14 protein-coding genes are annotated in these 15338 nt (G+C 70.6%); 6 read left to right on the forward strand and 8 right to left on the reverse strand.

Going from position 1 to position 15338, the window contains the following annotated elements; genetic code table 11:
* Positions 1-76 precede the first annotated feature (76 nt).
* Positions 77-943: a hypothetical protein gene (locus tag ORI60_RS19040; protein ID WP_266038867.1), complete on the reverse strand. Its 867-nt coding sequence runs from the start codon at positions 941-943 to the stop codon at positions 77-79.
* A 53-nt stretch (positions 944-996) separates the two neighbouring features.
* Complete coding sequence (locus ORI60_RS19045) at positions 997-2649, reverse strand: choice-of-anchor B family protein (RefSeq protein ID WP_266038868.1); 1653 nt, start codon at positions 2647-2649, stop codon at positions 997-999.
* 134 nt (positions 2650-2783) lie between these two features.
* Here ORI60_RS19045 and ORI60_RS19050 point away from each other — a divergent pair, with 134 nt between their 5' ends.
* The 3 genes from ORI60_RS19050 (at position 2784) to ORI60_RS19060 (ending at position 5893) form a co-directional block, all read left to right on the forward strand.
* Positions 2784-4229, forward strand: coding sequence for a phenylacetate--CoA ligase family protein (locus ORI60_RS19050; protein WP_266038869.1), 1446 nt, complete (start codon positions 2784-2786; stop codon positions 4227-4229).
* A 132-nt stretch (positions 4230-4361) separates the two neighbouring features.
* Positions 4362-4787 carry a peptidase inhibitor family I36 protein gene (locus ORI60_RS19055; RefSeq protein WP_266038871.1) on the forward strand — a complete coding sequence of 142 codons (426 nt, stop codon included), beginning with the start codon at positions 4362-4364 and terminating at the stop codon, positions 4785-4787.
* 200 nt (positions 4788-4987) lie between these two features.
* Entirely contained in the window at positions 4988-5893 is a 906-nt protein-coding gene (locus ORI60_RS19060) for an ArsR/SmtB family transcription factor (protein WP_266038873.1), read from the forward strand.
* A gap of 105 nt (positions 5894-5998) precedes the next feature.
* On the opposite strand, the gene lnt is transcribed toward ORI60_RS19060, so the two are convergent.
* The 5 genes from lnt to ORI60_RS19085 all read right to left on the reverse strand — a co-directional run bounded on the left by lnt (position 5999) and on the right by ORI60_RS19085 (position 12056).
* Positions 5999-7480: an apolipoprotein N-acyltransferase gene (gene lnt, locus ORI60_RS19065; protein ID WP_266038874.1), complete on the reverse strand. Its 1482-nt coding sequence runs from the start codon at positions 7478-7480 to the stop codon at positions 5999-6001.
* Complete coding sequence (mptB, locus tag ORI60_RS19070) at positions 7467-8885, reverse strand: polyprenol phosphomannose-dependent alpha 1,6 mannosyltransferase MptB (RefSeq protein WP_266038875.1); 1419 nt, start codon at positions 8883-8885, stop codon at positions 7467-7469. Before mptB ends, lnt begins: the two co-directional genes overlap by 14 nt.
* 101 nt (positions 8886-8986) lie before the next feature.
* Positions 8987-10567, reverse strand: a complete 1581-nt coding sequence (locus ORI60_RS19075; RefSeq protein WP_266038876.1) for a sigma-70 family RNA polymerase sigma factor — start codon at positions 10565-10567, stop codon at positions 8987-8989.
* Positions 10568-10658: 91 nt separating this feature from the next.
* Positions 10659-11429 (reverse strand): SDR family NAD(P)-dependent oxidoreductase, encoded by a 771-nt coding sequence (locus ORI60_RS19080; protein WP_266038878.1) that lies wholly within the window; start codon positions 11427-11429, stop codon positions 10659-10661.
* 45 nt (positions 11430-11474) lie between these two features.
* Complete coding sequence (locus tag ORI60_RS19085) at positions 11475-12056, reverse strand: TetR/AcrR family transcriptional regulator (RefSeq protein WP_266038879.1); 582 nt, start codon at positions 12054-12056, stop codon at positions 11475-11477.
* A 53-nt stretch (positions 12057-12109) separates the two neighbouring features.
* Between ORI60_RS19085 and ORI60_RS19090 the strand changes: the two genes are divergently transcribed.
* Positions 12110-13132, forward strand: coding sequence for an alpha/beta hydrolase (locus tag ORI60_RS19090; RefSeq protein WP_266038880.1), 1023 nt, complete (start codon positions 12110-12112; stop codon positions 13130-13132).
* On the forward strand, positions 13129-13605 hold the full coding sequence (locus tag ORI60_RS19095; RefSeq protein ID WP_266038881.1) for a GNAT family N-acetyltransferase: 477 nt from the start codon (positions 13129-13131) through the stop codon (positions 13603-13605). Before ORI60_RS19090 ends, ORI60_RS19095 begins: the two co-directional genes overlap by 4 nt.
* Here ORI60_RS19095 and ORI60_RS19100 read toward each other — a convergent pair.
* A complete protein-coding gene (locus tag ORI60_RS19100) occupies positions 13598-14437 on the reverse strand; it encodes a helix-turn-helix transcriptional regulator (RefSeq protein WP_266038883.1) in 840 nt (279 codons plus the stop codon). The genes ORI60_RS19095 and ORI60_RS19100 overlap by 8 nt on opposite strands.
* A gap of 101 nt (positions 14438-14538) precedes the next feature.
* On the opposite strand from ORI60_RS19100, the gene ORI60_RS19105 reads away from it, so the two are divergent.
* The gene (locus ORI60_RS19105) at positions 14539-15303 is read left to right on the forward strand and encodes an SDR family oxidoreductase (RefSeq protein WP_266038885.1); all 765 of its coding nucleotides are present in this window, start codon (positions 14539-14541) and stop codon (positions 15301-15303) included.
* Positions 15304-15338: the final 35 nt, after the last annotated feature.

Here is a 15338-nt window from a genome sequence, read left to right on the forward strand (position 1 = left end):
CAGGCTAGCGATCTTCGCTCCGCCCCGGTCGATAAGGTTGAATTTAGTCTACACTGAAGCTATAGAGGTCGAAGACTCAGCCGACGTCCACGGTGAACGCCGCCCTGCGCAGCTTGCCGCCGTGGGAGAACTCCAGGAACAGCCGGTACTCGCCCCGGTCGGCGAAGACCGCCTGGAAGCTCAGTTCGCCGTTGTTCAACGGGATCCCCGCCAGTTCGACGGGGTGCAGGTGCGTCGCCGACAGCAGCATGGTGTGGAAACCGGTCATGTGGCCGTTGGCGCCGAGGTGGGGTTCCAGCGAGCTGACCGGTGTGCCGTCCGGAGCGCGGATCGACAGCCGCACCGTCTGCGCGGTCATCGCCTTGGGCCGGGCCGGTTCGTCCACGCGCACGACGGTGTAGCCGTCGGTCGCCACCGCACCGGCCTCGGGCGCGGGAACCGCGGCCGGAGTCGTGTCGCCGGCGACGCTGAACGGCACGCCGAGCACGACCGGATGGCGCGGGTCCGCCGTGTCGAGCGGCACGAACTCCGCGAACATCCGGTACGCGCCGCCGTCGGGCAGGGAGAGCGCGGTGCGCCAGGTGTCGCCGTCCAGCACGGGGTGCAGGTGCTCGAAGACGGCCATGTCCTCGCGGACGGAGAAGAAGTGCATCTGCTTGGTCTGGTTGTCGAGGAACCGGGTGACGGGCTTGCCCGCGGCGTCGAGGATCCGGAACGCCACCGGCACAGCGGTGCCGCGCGTCTCGGGCACGACCACGCGTTCGAAGCGGTAGCCGCTCTCCACATCGGACAGTCCGTCGCTGTGCGCGGCGGGGACGACGGCGCCCATGTTCTGGTGCTGCACCGGTGGCGCGGACCTGGCGAACACCATGATGCCGCCGCCTGCCACGACGACCACGGCCAGCAGGGCGAACAGCCAGTCGACAAGGCTGAGCTTGCGCATGAGAACTCCTCGCGGCGCGGGTGGACGGCCACGGCCGCCCACCCGCGTCAGGGTCAGAACTGAAGGCTCCACGCGTCGATGTAGCCGACGTCGGAGCTGGCGACGTCCTGCACCTTGAGCTGCCAGGCGCCTGCGGCGTCCTCGGCGGTGGCGTTCACCTCGTAGGTGGTCAGCACGTTGTCACCGGAGTCGTTGCCGGAACCCTTGAGGCGGAACGAGATCCCGTCCGGCGCGACGAGATCGACCACCAGGTCACCGCGGTAGGGGTGCTTGATGTCGACGTTGACCTTCAGCGCGGCCGGGGCCTTGCCGGGCACACCGGAGACCGTGACGGACGACGTCACCGCCGCTCCCCTGTCCGGGATCTGCACGTCGGTGGTGTTCTCGAACTTGCCACCGGCGGGCGGCGGTTCGACGGTGCCGAGGTTGGGCTTGACCACGACCAGGCCCTGCTCGATGCCGTTGACCAGGACGATGCCGCTGGCGAAGTACGGGTAGTTGCTCCACGCCCCGTTGAACTTCGCCTCGTTCGCCGCCGGGTAGATGTCGAAGAACCCGGCCTCCGTCAACTGCGCCGAGGCGACGCCGCTGACGTCGAGGATGCGCAGCCCGGCCTGGTAGTTGGCCTGGTAGGAGTACTTGCCCTTGATGTACTGGTTGTGGTCGATCGCGGTGGCCGGCGAGTTGTAGACGCCGGTGTGCACCGGGTTCGCGAGGCTCGCCAGGTCCCAGATGTAGGTCTTGGTGCGCTTGTCGGTGCCGCGCGACTCGTCCAGCTCGTCGTCGAGCAGGAAGTAGCGCTGGTCCTCGGTCAGCCAGCCCTGGTGCGAGTACTGCGCGCCGGAGTAGGCCTTGCGCGAGATCTGGACCGGCTTGGTCTTGTCGGTCACGTCGACGATCGTCAGCGTGTCCTCGTTGGAGTTGAAGCAGATCTCCCGGCCCCGGTAGGTCGCGTCCGGGCCGCGGTAGACCACGCACTGGTTGTCGTGCGTGTAGCCGTCCTGCGCCACGCATCCCGCGTTCTTCGGCGACTTCGGCGTGCGGATGTCGACCATGTGCGGGCCGCCGCTGCACGTGTTGGAGCCGATCGCGTACGCGTACCCGGTCTCCTCGTTGATGGCGATGTTGTGCGCCGGGCCGAACTCCTTGTACAGGGTGTCGGCGGTGAACGTCTGAGGCGTGGTGACCGTCCGCAGGCGGGTCAGGTCGAACACCTGCATGCCGTGGCCGGTGATGAAGTCGGCGACGATGAAGGCGTGGTCCTTGTAGACCTTCATGTCGCGCCACGAGCTGCTGCCGCCGTTGGACGGCAGGTTGCCCAGGAATTTCGGCGACGTGGGCGTGCTGACGTCCACGAACGCGGTGCCGTTGGTGCGGCCGACGATCGCGTACTCCTTGCCGGAGGACGGGTCGGTCCAGCCCCAGATGTCGTTGCCGTTGCCACCGCCCATCGCCGACAGGGGCAGCACGCTGAGCAGGTCGACGTTCTTGCAGGGGTAGATGTCGGCCTTGCCGTTGACGCACGGCACCCCGGCGGCCTGGCCGGAGACGGCGTGCCGGTCGGCGGGCAGGTGGTCGGCCAGGAACGTCCTGGCGGCGGCCTGACCTTCGGCGGTGTTGGGATCGTGGGCGGCGGCGCCCGTCATCGAGAGGGCGACGACTGAGACCGTCAAGACGGCCAGCGCCCCCATGCGCAGGGATTTCATGAAGTTGGACTCCTTAACACCGGAAAGCAGGGGGTTCCCGGTCAACAACAGACCGTAGAAGCGGCGAGCACTCCCCGTGAACCGTCGTTCGTCTGGTTCGAGTGGAATGTGGATCAGATCGATACGCTCGGCCCATGGACAGCAGCCGCCAGATCCGCGTGCGCCAGGCGTTCGACGACTTCTTCGCGCCGGGCGAGCCGAAGTCGGCGAGCTGGGTGCTCGACCTGTTCCAGCGCACGGCCGCGACCGTGCCCGCCTACCGGGAACTCCTGCGGGGCAACGGGATCGAGCCCGCGGCGATCCGGACGTTCGAGGACTTCCAGCGCCTCCCGCTGCTCGACAAGGCGAACTACCACGAGCGGTACCCGCTGCCGGAGCTGTGCCGCGACGGGAAGCTGGAGAGCTGCGACATGATCGCCGTGTCGTCGGGGTCGAGCGGCAGGCCGACGGTCTGGCCCCGCGGCGTCGAGGACGAGCTGCACGTGGCGCGGCGGTTCGAACAGGTGCTGGTGGACGGGTTCCACGCGGACGAGCGCAGGACGCTGGCCGTGGTGTGCTTCCCGCTCGGCACTTGGGTCGGCGGCCTGTTCACGCAGGCGTGCGTGCGGCACCTCGCGGCCAAGGGCTGCCCGATCACGGTGGTGGCGCCGGGGAACAACAAGGCCGAGATCCTGAGGGTCCTGCCCGAACTGGCGCCGCACTTCGACCAGGTGGTGCTGCTGGGCTACCCGCCGTTCGTGAAGGACGTCGTCGACACCGGGCTCGCGGAGGGCGTCGACTGGCCAGCGCACCGGATCAAGCTCGTGCTGGCCGGCGAGGTGTTCAGCGAGCAGTGGCGCGACCTGGTGTCGCGGCGCGCCGGCGTCGCCGATCCCGTCACCGACGTCGCTTCCCTCTACGGCACAGCGGATTCCGGCGTGCTGGGCAACGAGACCGCGCTGTCGGTGAGCATCCGCAGGTTCTTCGCCGGGCATCCCGCGAAGGCTCGGGAGGTCTTCGGCGACTCGCGGCTGCCGACGCTCGTGCAGTACGACCCGGCGAGCCGGTTCTTCGAGGTGCACGACGGCACGCTCGTGTTCACCGCGGACGGCGGGATCCCGTTGATCCGCTACCGGATCGCCGACGAGGGCGGGGTTCTCGGGCACGGGGAACTGCTGGAGCACTGCGCCCGCAACGGCTTCACTCCTCCGGCGGGACCGGAGCTGCCGTTCGTGTTCCTGTTCGGGCGGTCGCTGTTCACCGTGTCGTTCTTCGGCGCGAACATCTACCCGGAGAACGTGACCGTAGGCTTGGAACAGCCCGGAATCAGCGACGCGGTGACGGGGAAGTTCGTGATCGAGTCGGTCGAGGACGAAGATCGCGACCGGCTGTTGCGGATCACCGTCGAGACCGCGCCGGGCGCGACGGCGGACGCGGCGGTGATCGCCGAGGCGGTCCGGGCCCAGCTGCTGCGGCTCAACAGCGAGTTCGCGCACTACGTCCCGGCCGAACGCCAGTTGCCCGAGGTCGTGCTGCGGCCGCACGGCGATCCGGAGCACTTCCCGGCCGGCGTGAAACACAGGTACACCCGACGATCCTGAAAAGCGCTTTTGCACCACGGAGCAATAGCTTTTCTCCACTTCCCCTCCCTGCCTAAAGTGGCGCCCGGCGGAATTCATTTTGGGTTAGGGAGGAATCCTTTGAGGTTCGTTCGGCGTATTTTGCTGGCGTTGATGCCACTCGCCATGCTCTTCACCGTCGCTCTCGCGGCGCCGAGCGCGCAGGCGGAGGCTCCGGTCGCCGAGGCCGCCGCCGTGGGCGCGGCGTTCGACTCCGAGACCGGCCAGGCGCTCGCGGCCTGGGACTGCAACACCGGCAACATCTGCTTCTGGAACGGCTTCGGCGGCACCGGCGGCCGCTGCATGTGGGACGTGGCGGACTCGGACTGGACCTCGGGCACCTACAAGTGCTCCTGGGCCACGACCAAGGAGGTCAAGTCCGTCTACAACCGCGGCACGTCCTCCGCCAAGGGCGTCCGGTTCTACCGCAACACCGGCTACAACAACTCGATCGGCTGCACGAAGCAGGGCCAGAAGGGTGACCTCGCCGGCACCTACCAGGTCCGCTCGCACCAGTGGGTCAGCACCAGCTGCGGCTGATCCGGCCGGCCGGCGCGGAACCGGGCGCGGGACCACTGGTCCCCCGTCCGGTTTTCGTTGCGTAATTCGGCGGAGTGACAGGCCCTGTAACGTTATGCGCGGTGACCTGGCCTGGGGAGGTTGCTGTGTTGCGCATCCATTTTTCCACTGGTGATCTGGAGCGTACGCAGGTAGCGGAAAGGGTGGATCCACTCTGGGAAATGGTGTTCAGCTGGCTTCGGCTGACCGAACTGGACAGCGGCTTGTTGTTGCAGCCGTGGCTTCGTCACGTCCGCCGCAACGGGGACCGGCAGGTGATCACGTCCGGCGTGCGCATGCTGTCCGTGCTCGCGCCGCTCGGGCCGTACTTCCCGGACTTCCTCACACCCCCGGAGGGTGCGCAGGGCCTGGGTAGTGCGCTCGCGGCGATCCGGTCCACACCCCGGCACCGGCTCCGAGAGGAGTTCCGGAAGTTGGAGGAGGTGCGGCCGGTTCCGGAGTGGACGCGTCCGCTGGCGGCGGGCGACGGCGAGTCCCTGATGGGCCTCACCGAGGCGCTCACCCGCTACCACCGCGAGGTGGTCGAGCCGTACGCCGACCTGATCGACGAGGCGGTCGAGACCGATCGGGTGCACCGCAACGGTCTCGCGGGTGACGTCGAGGGGTTGCTGCGGGGCATGTGGCCGCTGATGAACTGGCGGGCACCGGTGCTGGAGGTCCAGTACGCGTACGACCGCGACCTGTACCTCAACGGGCGCGGGCTGCGGCTGGTGCCGTCGTACTTCTGCCGCCGCACACCGGTCGCGTTCGCTGATCCGGGGCTGCCGCCCACCGTGGTGTACCCGTTGCACCACGACTGGACCTGGCAGCGGCAGCTCGCGAGCGGACGGCGTGAGCAGGGCGCGCTCGCGGCCCTGCTCGGCACGACGCGATCGGCGGTGCTGGCGGCCGTCGGCGCCGGGGCCACGACGACCGAGCTGGCGGAACGCCTCGGCGCGTCGCCGTCGTCGGTCAGCCGGCACACGACGGTGCTGCGGGAGGCGGGGCTGCTGACGACGGAGAGGCAGGGGTTGTCCGTGCTGCACCAGCGAACGCTGCTGGGGTCGGCCCTGCTCGGCAAGAACTGAGTTCGCCGCACGCGAGACCGGAGCGCCGGAGAGGTGGTTGCGGTCAGGGGGTGCGTTCCAGATTCCCGAAGGAGTCCGGAACGCACCCCCGTCGCGTGCGGTGGCTCAGTTCTGACCGGCTGGAGCGGCTGTCGCCCGTCGTGCTCGCTGCCTCGACCACAGGGCCACCGCGCACGAGGCCAGCGCCAAGCCCGTGAGCAGGACGTGGATCGCGCCGCCGAACCTGGTCGCGAACGTCACGTCCGTGCGCAACGGCACGGTGTCCACCATCAGGTCGTCGGTGAACATCCCGGTCGACCGCACGACGCTGCCGTCCGGCCTCACCACCGCGCTCACGCCGCTGATCGCCGCCACCACGACCGCGCGGCCGTGTTCGATCGCACGCAGCCGGGCCATCCCGAGCTGCTGGTAGGTCATCTCGCCGCGGCCGTACCAGGCGTTGTTGGTCGGCACCACCAGGAGCTGCGCGCCGTCGGCCGCGCTCTCCCGCAGGACGTAGTCGTAGGCGACCTCGTAGCAGATGCCGACACCCACGCGCGTGCCCGCGATGTCGAGCACGCCCGGTTCGGTGCCCGCGTCGAGGTCGGGCTGGTCCGCGAACGGCGTGAAGACCCTGGCGAGCGGGCGCAGCGGGATGTGCTCGGCGAACGGGACGAGCTCCTGCTTCGCGTACGACTCCCCCGCGCCGGTCTCCGGGTCCCACGTGATGACGGAGTTCTGCCCGTTGCGCAGCGCGCTCACGAGGGTCGGCACGCCGAGGTCGGCGATGGCGGCGTCGAGCACCGGGTCGCGGTCACGCGTCCTGGTCGCGCTCTCCGGCCACACCACCAGATCCGGCTTCGGCAGCGCGCCGCCGCGGACCAGCGCGGCCAGTTCGGCGGTCGTGCGCAGGTGGTTGTCGCGCAGGGTGGTGCCCTCGGTGAGCAGGCCCAGACCGACGTCGGGGGCGTTGCCCTGCACGACCGCGACGGTGCGCTGCCCGGTCTGCGCCTCGATCGAGATCAACGGGCTCACGGCCAGCGCGGCGACGATCGGCACCAGCGCCCAGGCGCGGGTCCACCTCGGGAACCAGGCTGCCAGGCCGAACCCGGTGAACACCACGGCGAACGTCACGAACGGCGCGCCCCCGAGCACGGCGAGCCGCGCGAACGGCCCGTCGACCTGGCCGAACGCGACGCGGCCCCACGGGAAGCCGTTGAACGGGATCAGACCGCGCAGGGTCTCCTGCAGCACGAACAGCAGCGCCGCCCACACCGGAGCCGCCGGGAGCCGGGTGACCAGCGGGAACAGCGCGCAGACACCGCAGACGAACAACGCCATCAACGCGCTGAGCACGAGCCACGGCCAGGGCCCGAAGTCGTCGCCGAGGAAGTGCTGGATCCACCACAGGTGCGGGAGGAAGAACGCGAGCCCGAACGCGAACCCGAGGCCCGCGCTCCGGCGCGCACCCGCGCCCTTCAGCGCCAGCCAGAACAGCACGAAGGCGGGCACGGCGAGCCACCAGAGCGTGCGCGGCGGGAAGCTCAGGGCCAGCGCGCCGCCGGCCACGGCCGCCGCGCCGTAGCGGGCGAGGTCAGGCTTGCGCAACGGACACCCTCGCCCGGCGCAGGAGGAGGTACGCGCCACCGACGAGGGCGATCCCGACGACGTAGGCGGCGGCGAGCTCGGGGACGCGGCCCGCGAAGTTGCCCGCGAGCGGCGGTACCAGCAGCGCGAACACCCCGGCGAGCACGGCGACCCTGGTCCGCCACGTGCCCACCGGCAGGCACGCGGCCAGCGGCAGCACGGCCCACAGCAGGTACCACGGCTGGATCACCGGCCCCAGCACCACGATCAGGCTCATCATCATTCCCAGTGACGTCACCTCGGAGATCCGTCCGCGCAGCTGGCGGCCCACCAGCACCGTCACTCCACAGAGGATCAGCACGAGCCCCGCGATCCGTGCCGAGGAAATCATCGCCTGCCCGGCTTCCGGGCCGAACACCGCACCCGCCAGATAGCCGGGCCAGTTCGTCGGCGCCATCCAGCTGTTGACCTTCGACGGTGTCCCGAGCGCCTGCACCCAGCCGAAACCGGACCCGCCGGCCAGCGACGTCACGACCGACACCACCCCGGCGGCCGCGACCATGGCGAGGCCCGCCGCGACGAACCGGACCCAGCCGCCGCCCAGCCTGCGCGCCAGTGCGGTTCCCACGACCGCGAGCGCCACCAGCGCGGGCAGCTTGACCTGTGCGCCCAGTCCGATGAGGACGACACCGGCCGTGTACTGCCACCACTTCAGTTCAGGCAGCGCGTGCAACGCGACTACGGTGCCGGACAGCATGAGGCCGAGCATCAGCGCGTCGTTGTGGACACCGCCGATGAGATGCCACAACACCAACGGGTTCATCACGCCCAGCCACAGCGCCGTGCGGTCCTGCACACCGGTCATGGCGGCGAGCCGGGGCACCGCCCACACCACGAGCAGCAGTCCCAGCGCGGCGACCAGCCGGTACAGGCCGATGCCCAGGACGGGATCACCACCGGTGACCTCGGTGATCGCCCTCTCGACGGTGGTGAACAACGGCCCGTACGGCGACGGCGTCTCGCGCCAGTAGACGCCGACGCGGGCCACGGCCTCCGCACTCGCACCGGCCGCCGGGCTGACCATGCCGGGGTCGAGCCCGTTCGCGGCCACCTCGCCCTGGGCCAGGTAGCTGAAGACGTCGCCGCTGAACAACGGCGGGGCGAGGAGCAGCGGCGCGCACCACCAGGCAGCGGTCCGGCGCAGCCATCCGGGGTCAGGCCTGGTGCGGCCGAGCAGCGCCCACGTCAGCACGACCAGTCCCGCACCCGCGATCGCGACGCCCAAGGCCACCGCGCCACCGGTCCTGGCGCTCACGGCCCACGCACCGGCGGTGAGCAGGAGCGCACCGCCGAAACCCGTCCAGCGCAACAGTTCCGGGGTGTCGGTGGCGACCGCGGTCGGCCAGCGGTACGTGACGGTCTGCACGGGACAGACAGTGCTGCCCGGCCGTATCGTCACGCGTCCGACCGTGGTCGCGTTCCCACGTACGACCTGAGGATGATCTTTTTTGGAACTCGCGTCTCAGCTCAACTTCCGGCGAAGTCGTGCGTCATCCACACGGTCCCCTTGGCGTCGCGGATCACGACGATGCCGATGCGGGTGGAGGACCTGCTCAGGATGTTCTTGCGGTGGCCGTCGTTCGGCGGCTTCTCGTCGATCATGCCCTGGGTGAGGCCGAGCGCCATCTTGGAGATGGCCTCGACGTTGTCCTTGACCGGGCCGCCCATGCCGACGTTCTCCGCGACCGAGCTCCACTTCACGCCCGCCGCGGTGCTGCGTTCGCCGAGGCCGCTCTCGCCGGGACACTGGTGCGACAGGCCGCAGCCGTTGCTCATCATCGCCCTGGTGTGCCGGTCGGCGGCGGTGACCAGCGCCGGGTCGACGGTCAGCGGGGCCAGGCCGGCCCGCGCCCTGGTTTCGTTGATCAGCGCCAGGACGCGTTCCTCCGGCGTCGCGGCGCGGACGGGCTCGGGCGGCGCTGTCGTGGTGGTGGTCGTCGTCGTGGTGCTGGACGACGGTGCGCTCGACGACGCGGACGTGGTCTCCGGCGGCGACGACGAGGACGTGGTGAGCGCCAGTCCCTGCGTGGTGCCCGGACCGGCCACGGCGGACGGCGGGTCGGACGGCAGCAGCACCATCGTGCCGACCACGCCGACGAGCGCGCACACGGCCGCGGCGCCCGCCACGGCGAGAACGGGCTTGCCGCTGGCGATGCCCGCGAGCTTGCCGAACACGCCGGTGGGCTCGGCGAGGTGCGTCGGCACGGCGCCCGGATCGGACTCGAACGCGACGGGGTCCGGCGTGACGTCCGCAAGGGTCTCGAGCAGCCGGGGCAGGTAGGCGGCCGGGACCACGAGCAGCGCGGCACCGGTCAGAACGCGCTCGACCGGCATCGTGTCGTCCACGCCGCGCCCGCAGCGCCCGCACTCGTCGACGTGCCGCAGGAGTCGCTTGCGCCACAACGGGTTCGGCTCGCCGTTCCAGCCCTGCGCGGCCCGGTCGAGCCCGGCGCACCGCGGCTCCGCCGACAACGCGCGGACGAGGTGCCTGATCGTCTCCAGGCGGCCCTTCAGCCTGCTCACGCGCACGGTGACGGCGTGCGCGCCGAGGTCGAGCGCGTCGGTGACCTCGGCCCTGGTCAGCTGCCCGACGCGTTCGAGCGTCCACAGCGCCAGCAGCTCGCGGTCGCCCGGGTCCAGCCAGCGCGCGGCCTCGTCGACCTCCCGGCGCTGCTGGGCGAAATGCAGCCGGGACAGGGCGACCTCGACGAACTCGGCGCCCGGATCGGCCCGGTCGTACTCCTCCAGCGGGGCCGGGGCCAGGTCGCGGCGGCGGTGGTGCTCGCGGACCTGGTTGATGGTGACGGCGACCAGCCACGACCGGAACCGGTCGGGCTCCCGCAGCGCGTCGATGCCGCGGATCACGCGGACCATCGTCTCCTGCACCACGTCGTCGACGTCGGAATCGGCGTGCAGCGCCCGACCGGCGACGTTGTAGACCAGCGGCAGGCAACCCGCGACCACGGCGTCGAGCGCCGTCCGATCACCGGCCCGCGCGGCCCGCACCTGCTCCGCGTCCACCCGCCCCAGCCACTCCCGACCCGTCACTTCCGCACCCTTCGCCGGCTGTCCTGTACGCCATGGGAGACCGGCGAGTCTCACCTCAGGTCACAGAAACAGGGCCGGAAGGTGACCGGGGTCACACGGCGACGACCGCCACTCCCGTCCGGCCGCCGTCGACGTCCAGCACGGTGCCGTGCACGAACTCGGCGTCGTCCGAGGCCAGGTACACCGCCGCGGCCGCGATCGCGTCCGGGTGCCCGGAACGGCCCGCGGGGGTGCCGCGCATCATCACGCCGGCGGCCTGCCGGGTCCCGTCTTCCCAGCCCTCCGAGGCGATGACGCCGGGTGAGATGGCGTTGACCCGGATGCCCCGCGGCCCGAACTCCGCGGCCCACGCCCGCGTGAGCGTCTCCACGGCGCCCTTGCTGGAGCTGTAGACCGCCCCCATCGGAACGCCGAGCCGGGTGATCCACGAGCCGAGGTTGACGACGACGCCGCCACCGGCCTCGAACATGGCGGGGACGAGGGCCTTGGTCAGGAAGAACGGGGCCTTCACGTTGACGCCGAAAACCCGGTCGAAGGTCTCCTCGTCGGTCGTTGGCGTGCTCGACGGCGGGTAGACGCCGGCGTTGTTGACGAGGACGTCGACGCGGCCGCCGAGCAGGTCGGTCGCCGCGGCGGCCAGCGCCTGGCTCGCGGCGGGCGAACCGTCCAGGTCGGCGCGGGCGAAGTCGGCCTTGCCGCCGCCCTCGCGGATCTCGGCGACCACGGCCGCTCCCCTGGTCTCGTCCCGCCCGGAGACGACGACGTGAGCCCCTTCCGCGGCGAGAGCCACCGCGATCGAGCGGCCGATGTTGCTGGTGGAGCCGGTGATGAGGGCCGTCCTGCCCTGCAGTCGTGAAGTCATGCCCCCGAAGTTAGGAGCACATTTTTGGACCAACAAGTCCAGAAATCAGCGTCGGAGGTGATCGATCAACGTGTCGAGCGCGGCCTCCAGGTGGCCGACGCCGCCGGTCGACCTGAGCATCTGCACGCCGCCCTGGATGCCCGCGATCAACGCGGCGGACGTGCGGTCGGCGTCCACCTCGGAACGCACCAGACCGGCCTGCCGCATCTCGGCGATGCCGTCGCGCAGGTGGGCCTGCCACTGGTCGACGAGCGCGCTGACAACCTCCTGGGCCCCTGGCGTGCCGCCGAGCTCGTTCATCAGCACTCCGAGCGGGCAACTGCGGCCCTGCGCCCGGTAGCGCGCGACGACCGCGTCGCGCCACCGCTCCCAGGCCGGCCACGACGTCAGCGCGCCGAGGTGCGGTTGCTGGTCGGACAGGACGCGGTCCGCCTCGAAACGGGCGACGGCGAGGAAGAGCTCGTCCTTGCCGTCCGGGAAGTAGTGGAAGATCTGCCCCTTGCTGGTGCCGGTGATCGCCCTGATGTCGTCGAGCGTCACGCCGCCCGCCCCGTCACTGCGCAGGTACGCCGCCGCGCCCTCGATGATGCGCCGCCGCGTCGCCTGCCCCTTCGCTGTGAGCGCCATGTCTCCACTGTAGATTTTCTGGACCTTCCGGTCCACTGTGGTTGACTGGGACCATGCTGCCTTGGGAGGGACCGCTCGCCGGTCGGCTGGACCGTCACACCGTCGACTCGGCACTGCTGCGCGACAACCCGCTCGGCGATCCGCACGAGCGTCCGCTGTGGGTGTACGTGCCGCCGGGCTACGACTCGGGGACGGACCGCTACCCAACCGTTTACATGATCCAGGGCTACACCGGGCACGTGGCGATGTGGGCGAACCGGATGCCGTTCCGCCAGCCGTTCATCGAGACGGCCGACGCGGTGTTCGCGCAGGGAGCCCCTGGGTGCATCGTCGTCTACGTCGACGCGTGGACGACGTACGGCGGGTCGCAGTTCGTCGACTCCCCCGGCACCGGCCGCTACCACTCGTACCTGTGCGACGAGATCGTGCCGTGGGTGGACGAGCACTACCGCACGATCCCGGACCGGGAGTCGCGGGCGATCGCGGGCAAGTCCTCCGGCGGGTTCGGCGCGATGATCACGCCGATGCTGCGGCCCGACCTGTTCGGCGCGTTGGCCACGCACGCGGGTGACGCGCTCTACGAACTCTGCTACCTCGCGGACTTCGGCAAGGCCGCGCGGGCGTTGCGCGGCTATGACCACGACGTGCAGAAGTGGTGGACGGACTTCAAGAGCCGTACGGCGTTCACCAAGTCCGAGGACATGGACCTGCTCGGGCTTCTCGGTGTCGCCGCGTGTTTCTCGGCCCGCGAGGACGGCACGCCGGAGCTGCCGTTCGACCCGGTCACCGGAGCGCCGATCCCGCAGGTGTGGCAGCGCTGGCTCGACTGGGACCCGGTGCGCATGGCGGCCGGTCACGCCGGCGCGATCCGCTCGCTCCGGGCCGTGTGGATCGACGCGGGCACGAGGGACGAGTACTACCTCGACCTGGGCGCGGAGGCGTTCCGCAGGGAGATCGCCGCGGCCGGGCTTCCGGACGAGCGCGTGCACTTCGAGCTCTTCGACGCGGGGCACGGCGCCATCGACTACCGGTATCCGCTGTCCTTGGCGTGGCTCGCGACCAGGCTCGCTCGATGATCAGCGAGGTGACCCTGAGAGGTCTCGAGGACGCCGACTTGGACGTGTTGTTCGAGTTCATGCGCGACCCCGAAGCGGTGCGCGTGGCCGCGTTCACCGCGGAGGACCCCGACGACCGCGCGGCGTTCGACGCGCACTGGCGCAAGATCCGCGGCAACCCCGAAACGTTGAACCACGTCATCCTCGGCGACGGCGTGGTCGTGGGCAGCATCGCCAGCTTCGTGATGGACGGCGACACCGAGATCACCTACTGGGTCGACCGCGCGGTCTGGGGCCAGGGCGTCGCCAGACGGGCGGTGGCGCTGCTGCTGCAACGGGTGACGGTCCGGCCGCTGCACGCTCGCGCGGCCAGTGACAACGTGGCGTCGATGCGCGTGCTCACCGGGGCGGGGTTCAAGCCGGTAGGTACCGACACCGGCTACGCGGCGGCCAGGAAGGCCGAGATCGAGGAGACCATCCTCGTCCTCAGCTGACGAACTTCTCCGTCCCCAGCACGCCGAGCAGCTGCAGCTTGTCGAACGCCTCGGTGCGCGGCGGCGCGGTCAGGACCAGCAGCGCCTGCGACTGGTCCTCGGTGAACAACGCCTGGCAGTCCACCTCGATCTCGCCGAGCTGGGGGTGGATCAGCACCTTGTGGTCCTCGAACCGCTTCGCGACCTCGTGCCGTTCCCACAGCTGCGCGAACTCCGCGCTTTCCTTCCGCAGCACGCGAACGAGCTCACCGGCCCGTGAGCGCGGACCCATCGAGGCGTAGGCGGCGCGCAGGTTCGCCACCTGCGTGCGGCCCTGCCGGTCGCGGTCGTGCTCGGGGTAGATCAGGCGCTCGCCAGGATCGGTGAACCAGCGGTAGATCCCGCTGCGGGCGTACCCGGTGAAGCGCGAGGAGTCGCCGTACAGCGCCTCGGCGAACCTGTTCTGCACCAGGACCTCGCCGAGGTTCGACAGGATCAGCGCGGGCGTGTCGTCGAGCCGGTCCAGCACCCGTTGCAGCGCGGGCGCCACGTGCGTGGCGGTGGCCCGGGGCGACGGGGCGTTGCGGCCGGCGACGCGGAACAGGTAGTCGCGTTCGTCGTCGCTCAGCCGCAGAGCGCGGGCCAGCGCGGCCAGCATCTGCTCGCTCGGCTGCGGGCCGCGCCGCTGCTCCAGGCGCGTGTAGTAGTCGGTGGACATGGCGGCCAGCGCCGCGACCTCCTCGCGCCGAAGCCCCGGTGCCCGCCTGCGCGCGCCCGCCGGCAGGCCGACGTCCTCCGGCCTGAGCTCCTCCCGGCGGCGCCGGAGGAATCCCGCGAGTTCCGCTCGATCCATGAGCCCCAGTATCCGGGCTCGCGCGTTCCGAACCAGGGACCGCCGATCCCCCGACAAGGGCTCTCTGCCGCGGCGGCGCACACCGGCAGAAGCTCGTCGCCATGGACATCACCGGAAACACCGTCTTCATCCCCGGAGCCACCAGCGGCATCGGCCTGGCGTTCGCCCTCGCGCTGCGGGAGCGCGGCAACACCGTGGTCGTGGGCGGCCGGCGCACCGAACTGCTCGACCGGATCGCCGCCGAGCACCCCGGCGTCGAGACCGTCCGGATCGACACAGCCGACGCGGCGAGCGTCCAGGCGGCGGCCAAGGACGTCATCGCCCGCTTCCCGTCGGTCAACGTGCTGATCACCATGGCCGGCGTCATGCGCGTCGAGGACTGGCACCACCCCGAGTCGTTCCTGGAGTCCGCCGAGGGCATCGTCACGACCAACGTCCTGGGCCCGATCCGCCTGATCGCGGCGTTCGTCGAGCACTTCCAGACGCTGCCGGACGCCACGATCATGACCGTGTCGTCCGGACTCGCCTTCGCGCCGCTGAAGATCACGCCGAGCTACAACGCGTCCAAGGCGGCGATCCACATGCTCAGCGAGACCCTGCGGCTCCAGCTCGCCGACACGTCGGTGGAGGTCGTGGAGCTGGAGCCGCCGGCGGTGCGGACGGACCTGCTGCCGGGCCACGCCGACAACGACAGCGCCATGCCGCTCGACGAGTACGTCGCCGAGGTCATGAGCATCATCGAGACCCGGCCCGACGCCCGCGAGATCCAGGTCGAGCGCGTGAAGTTCCTGCGCTACGCCGAGGCGCGCGGCGACTACGACCAGGTGGTCGCCGCGCTCAACACCGAGGACCCGCACGGGAAGTGACACCGGGGCGCTGCCGGGACAGCTGCCTCGGAAGG

It is taken from the genome of Lentzea sp. NEAU-D7 (genome assembly GCF_026242055.1).
In the GTDB taxonomy this organism is placed as follows: Bacteria; Actinomycetota; Actinomycetes; order Mycobacteriales; family Pseudonocardiaceae; genus Lentzea.

Excerpts from the sequence above, each read along its gene's own strand:
- ORI60_RS19040 (WP_266038867.1), bottom strand. The coding sequence starts at position 943 with ATGCGCAAGCTCAGCCTTGTCGACTGGCTGTTCGCCCTGCTGGCCGTG.
- ORI60_RS19045 (WP_266038868.1), bottom strand. The coding sequence starts at position 2,649 with ATGAAATCCCTGCGCATGGGGGCGCTGGCCGTCTTGACGGTCTCAGTC.
- ORI60_RS19050 (WP_266038869.1), top strand. The coding sequence starts at position 2,784 with ATGGACAGCAGCCGCCAGATCCGCGTGCGCCAGGCGTTCGACGACTTC.
- ORI60_RS19055 (WP_266038871.1), top strand. The coding sequence starts at position 4,362 with ATGCCACTCGCCATGCTCTTCACCGTCGCTCTCGCGGCGCCGAGCGCG.
- ORI60_RS19060 (WP_266038873.1), top strand. The coding sequence starts at position 4,988 with ATGGTGTTCAGCTGGCTTCGGCTGACCGAACTGGACAGCGGCTTGTTG.
- ORI60_RS19080 (WP_266038878.1), bottom strand. The coding sequence starts at position 11,429 with ATGACTTCACGACTGCAGGGCAGGACGGCCCTCATCACCGGCTCCACC.
- ORI60_RS19085 (WP_266038879.1), bottom strand. The coding sequence starts at position 12,056 with ATGGCGCTCACAGCGAAGGGGCAGGCGACGCGGCGGCGCATCATCGAG.
- ORI60_RS19090 (WP_266038880.1), top strand. The coding sequence starts at position 12,110 with ATGCTGCCTTGGGAGGGACCGCTCGCCGGTCGGCTGGACCGTCACACC.
- ORI60_RS19095 (WP_266038881.1), top strand. The coding sequence starts at position 13,129 with ATGATCAGCGAGGTGACCCTGAGAGGTCTCGAGGACGCCGACTTGGAC.
- ORI60_RS19100 (WP_266038883.1), bottom strand. The coding sequence starts at position 14,437 with ATGGATCGAGCGGAACTCGCGGGATTCCTCCGGCGCCGCCGGGAGGAG.
- ORI60_RS19105 (WP_266038885.1), top strand. The coding sequence starts at position 14,539 with ATGGACATCACCGGAAACACCGTCTTCATCCCCGGAGCCACCAGCGGC.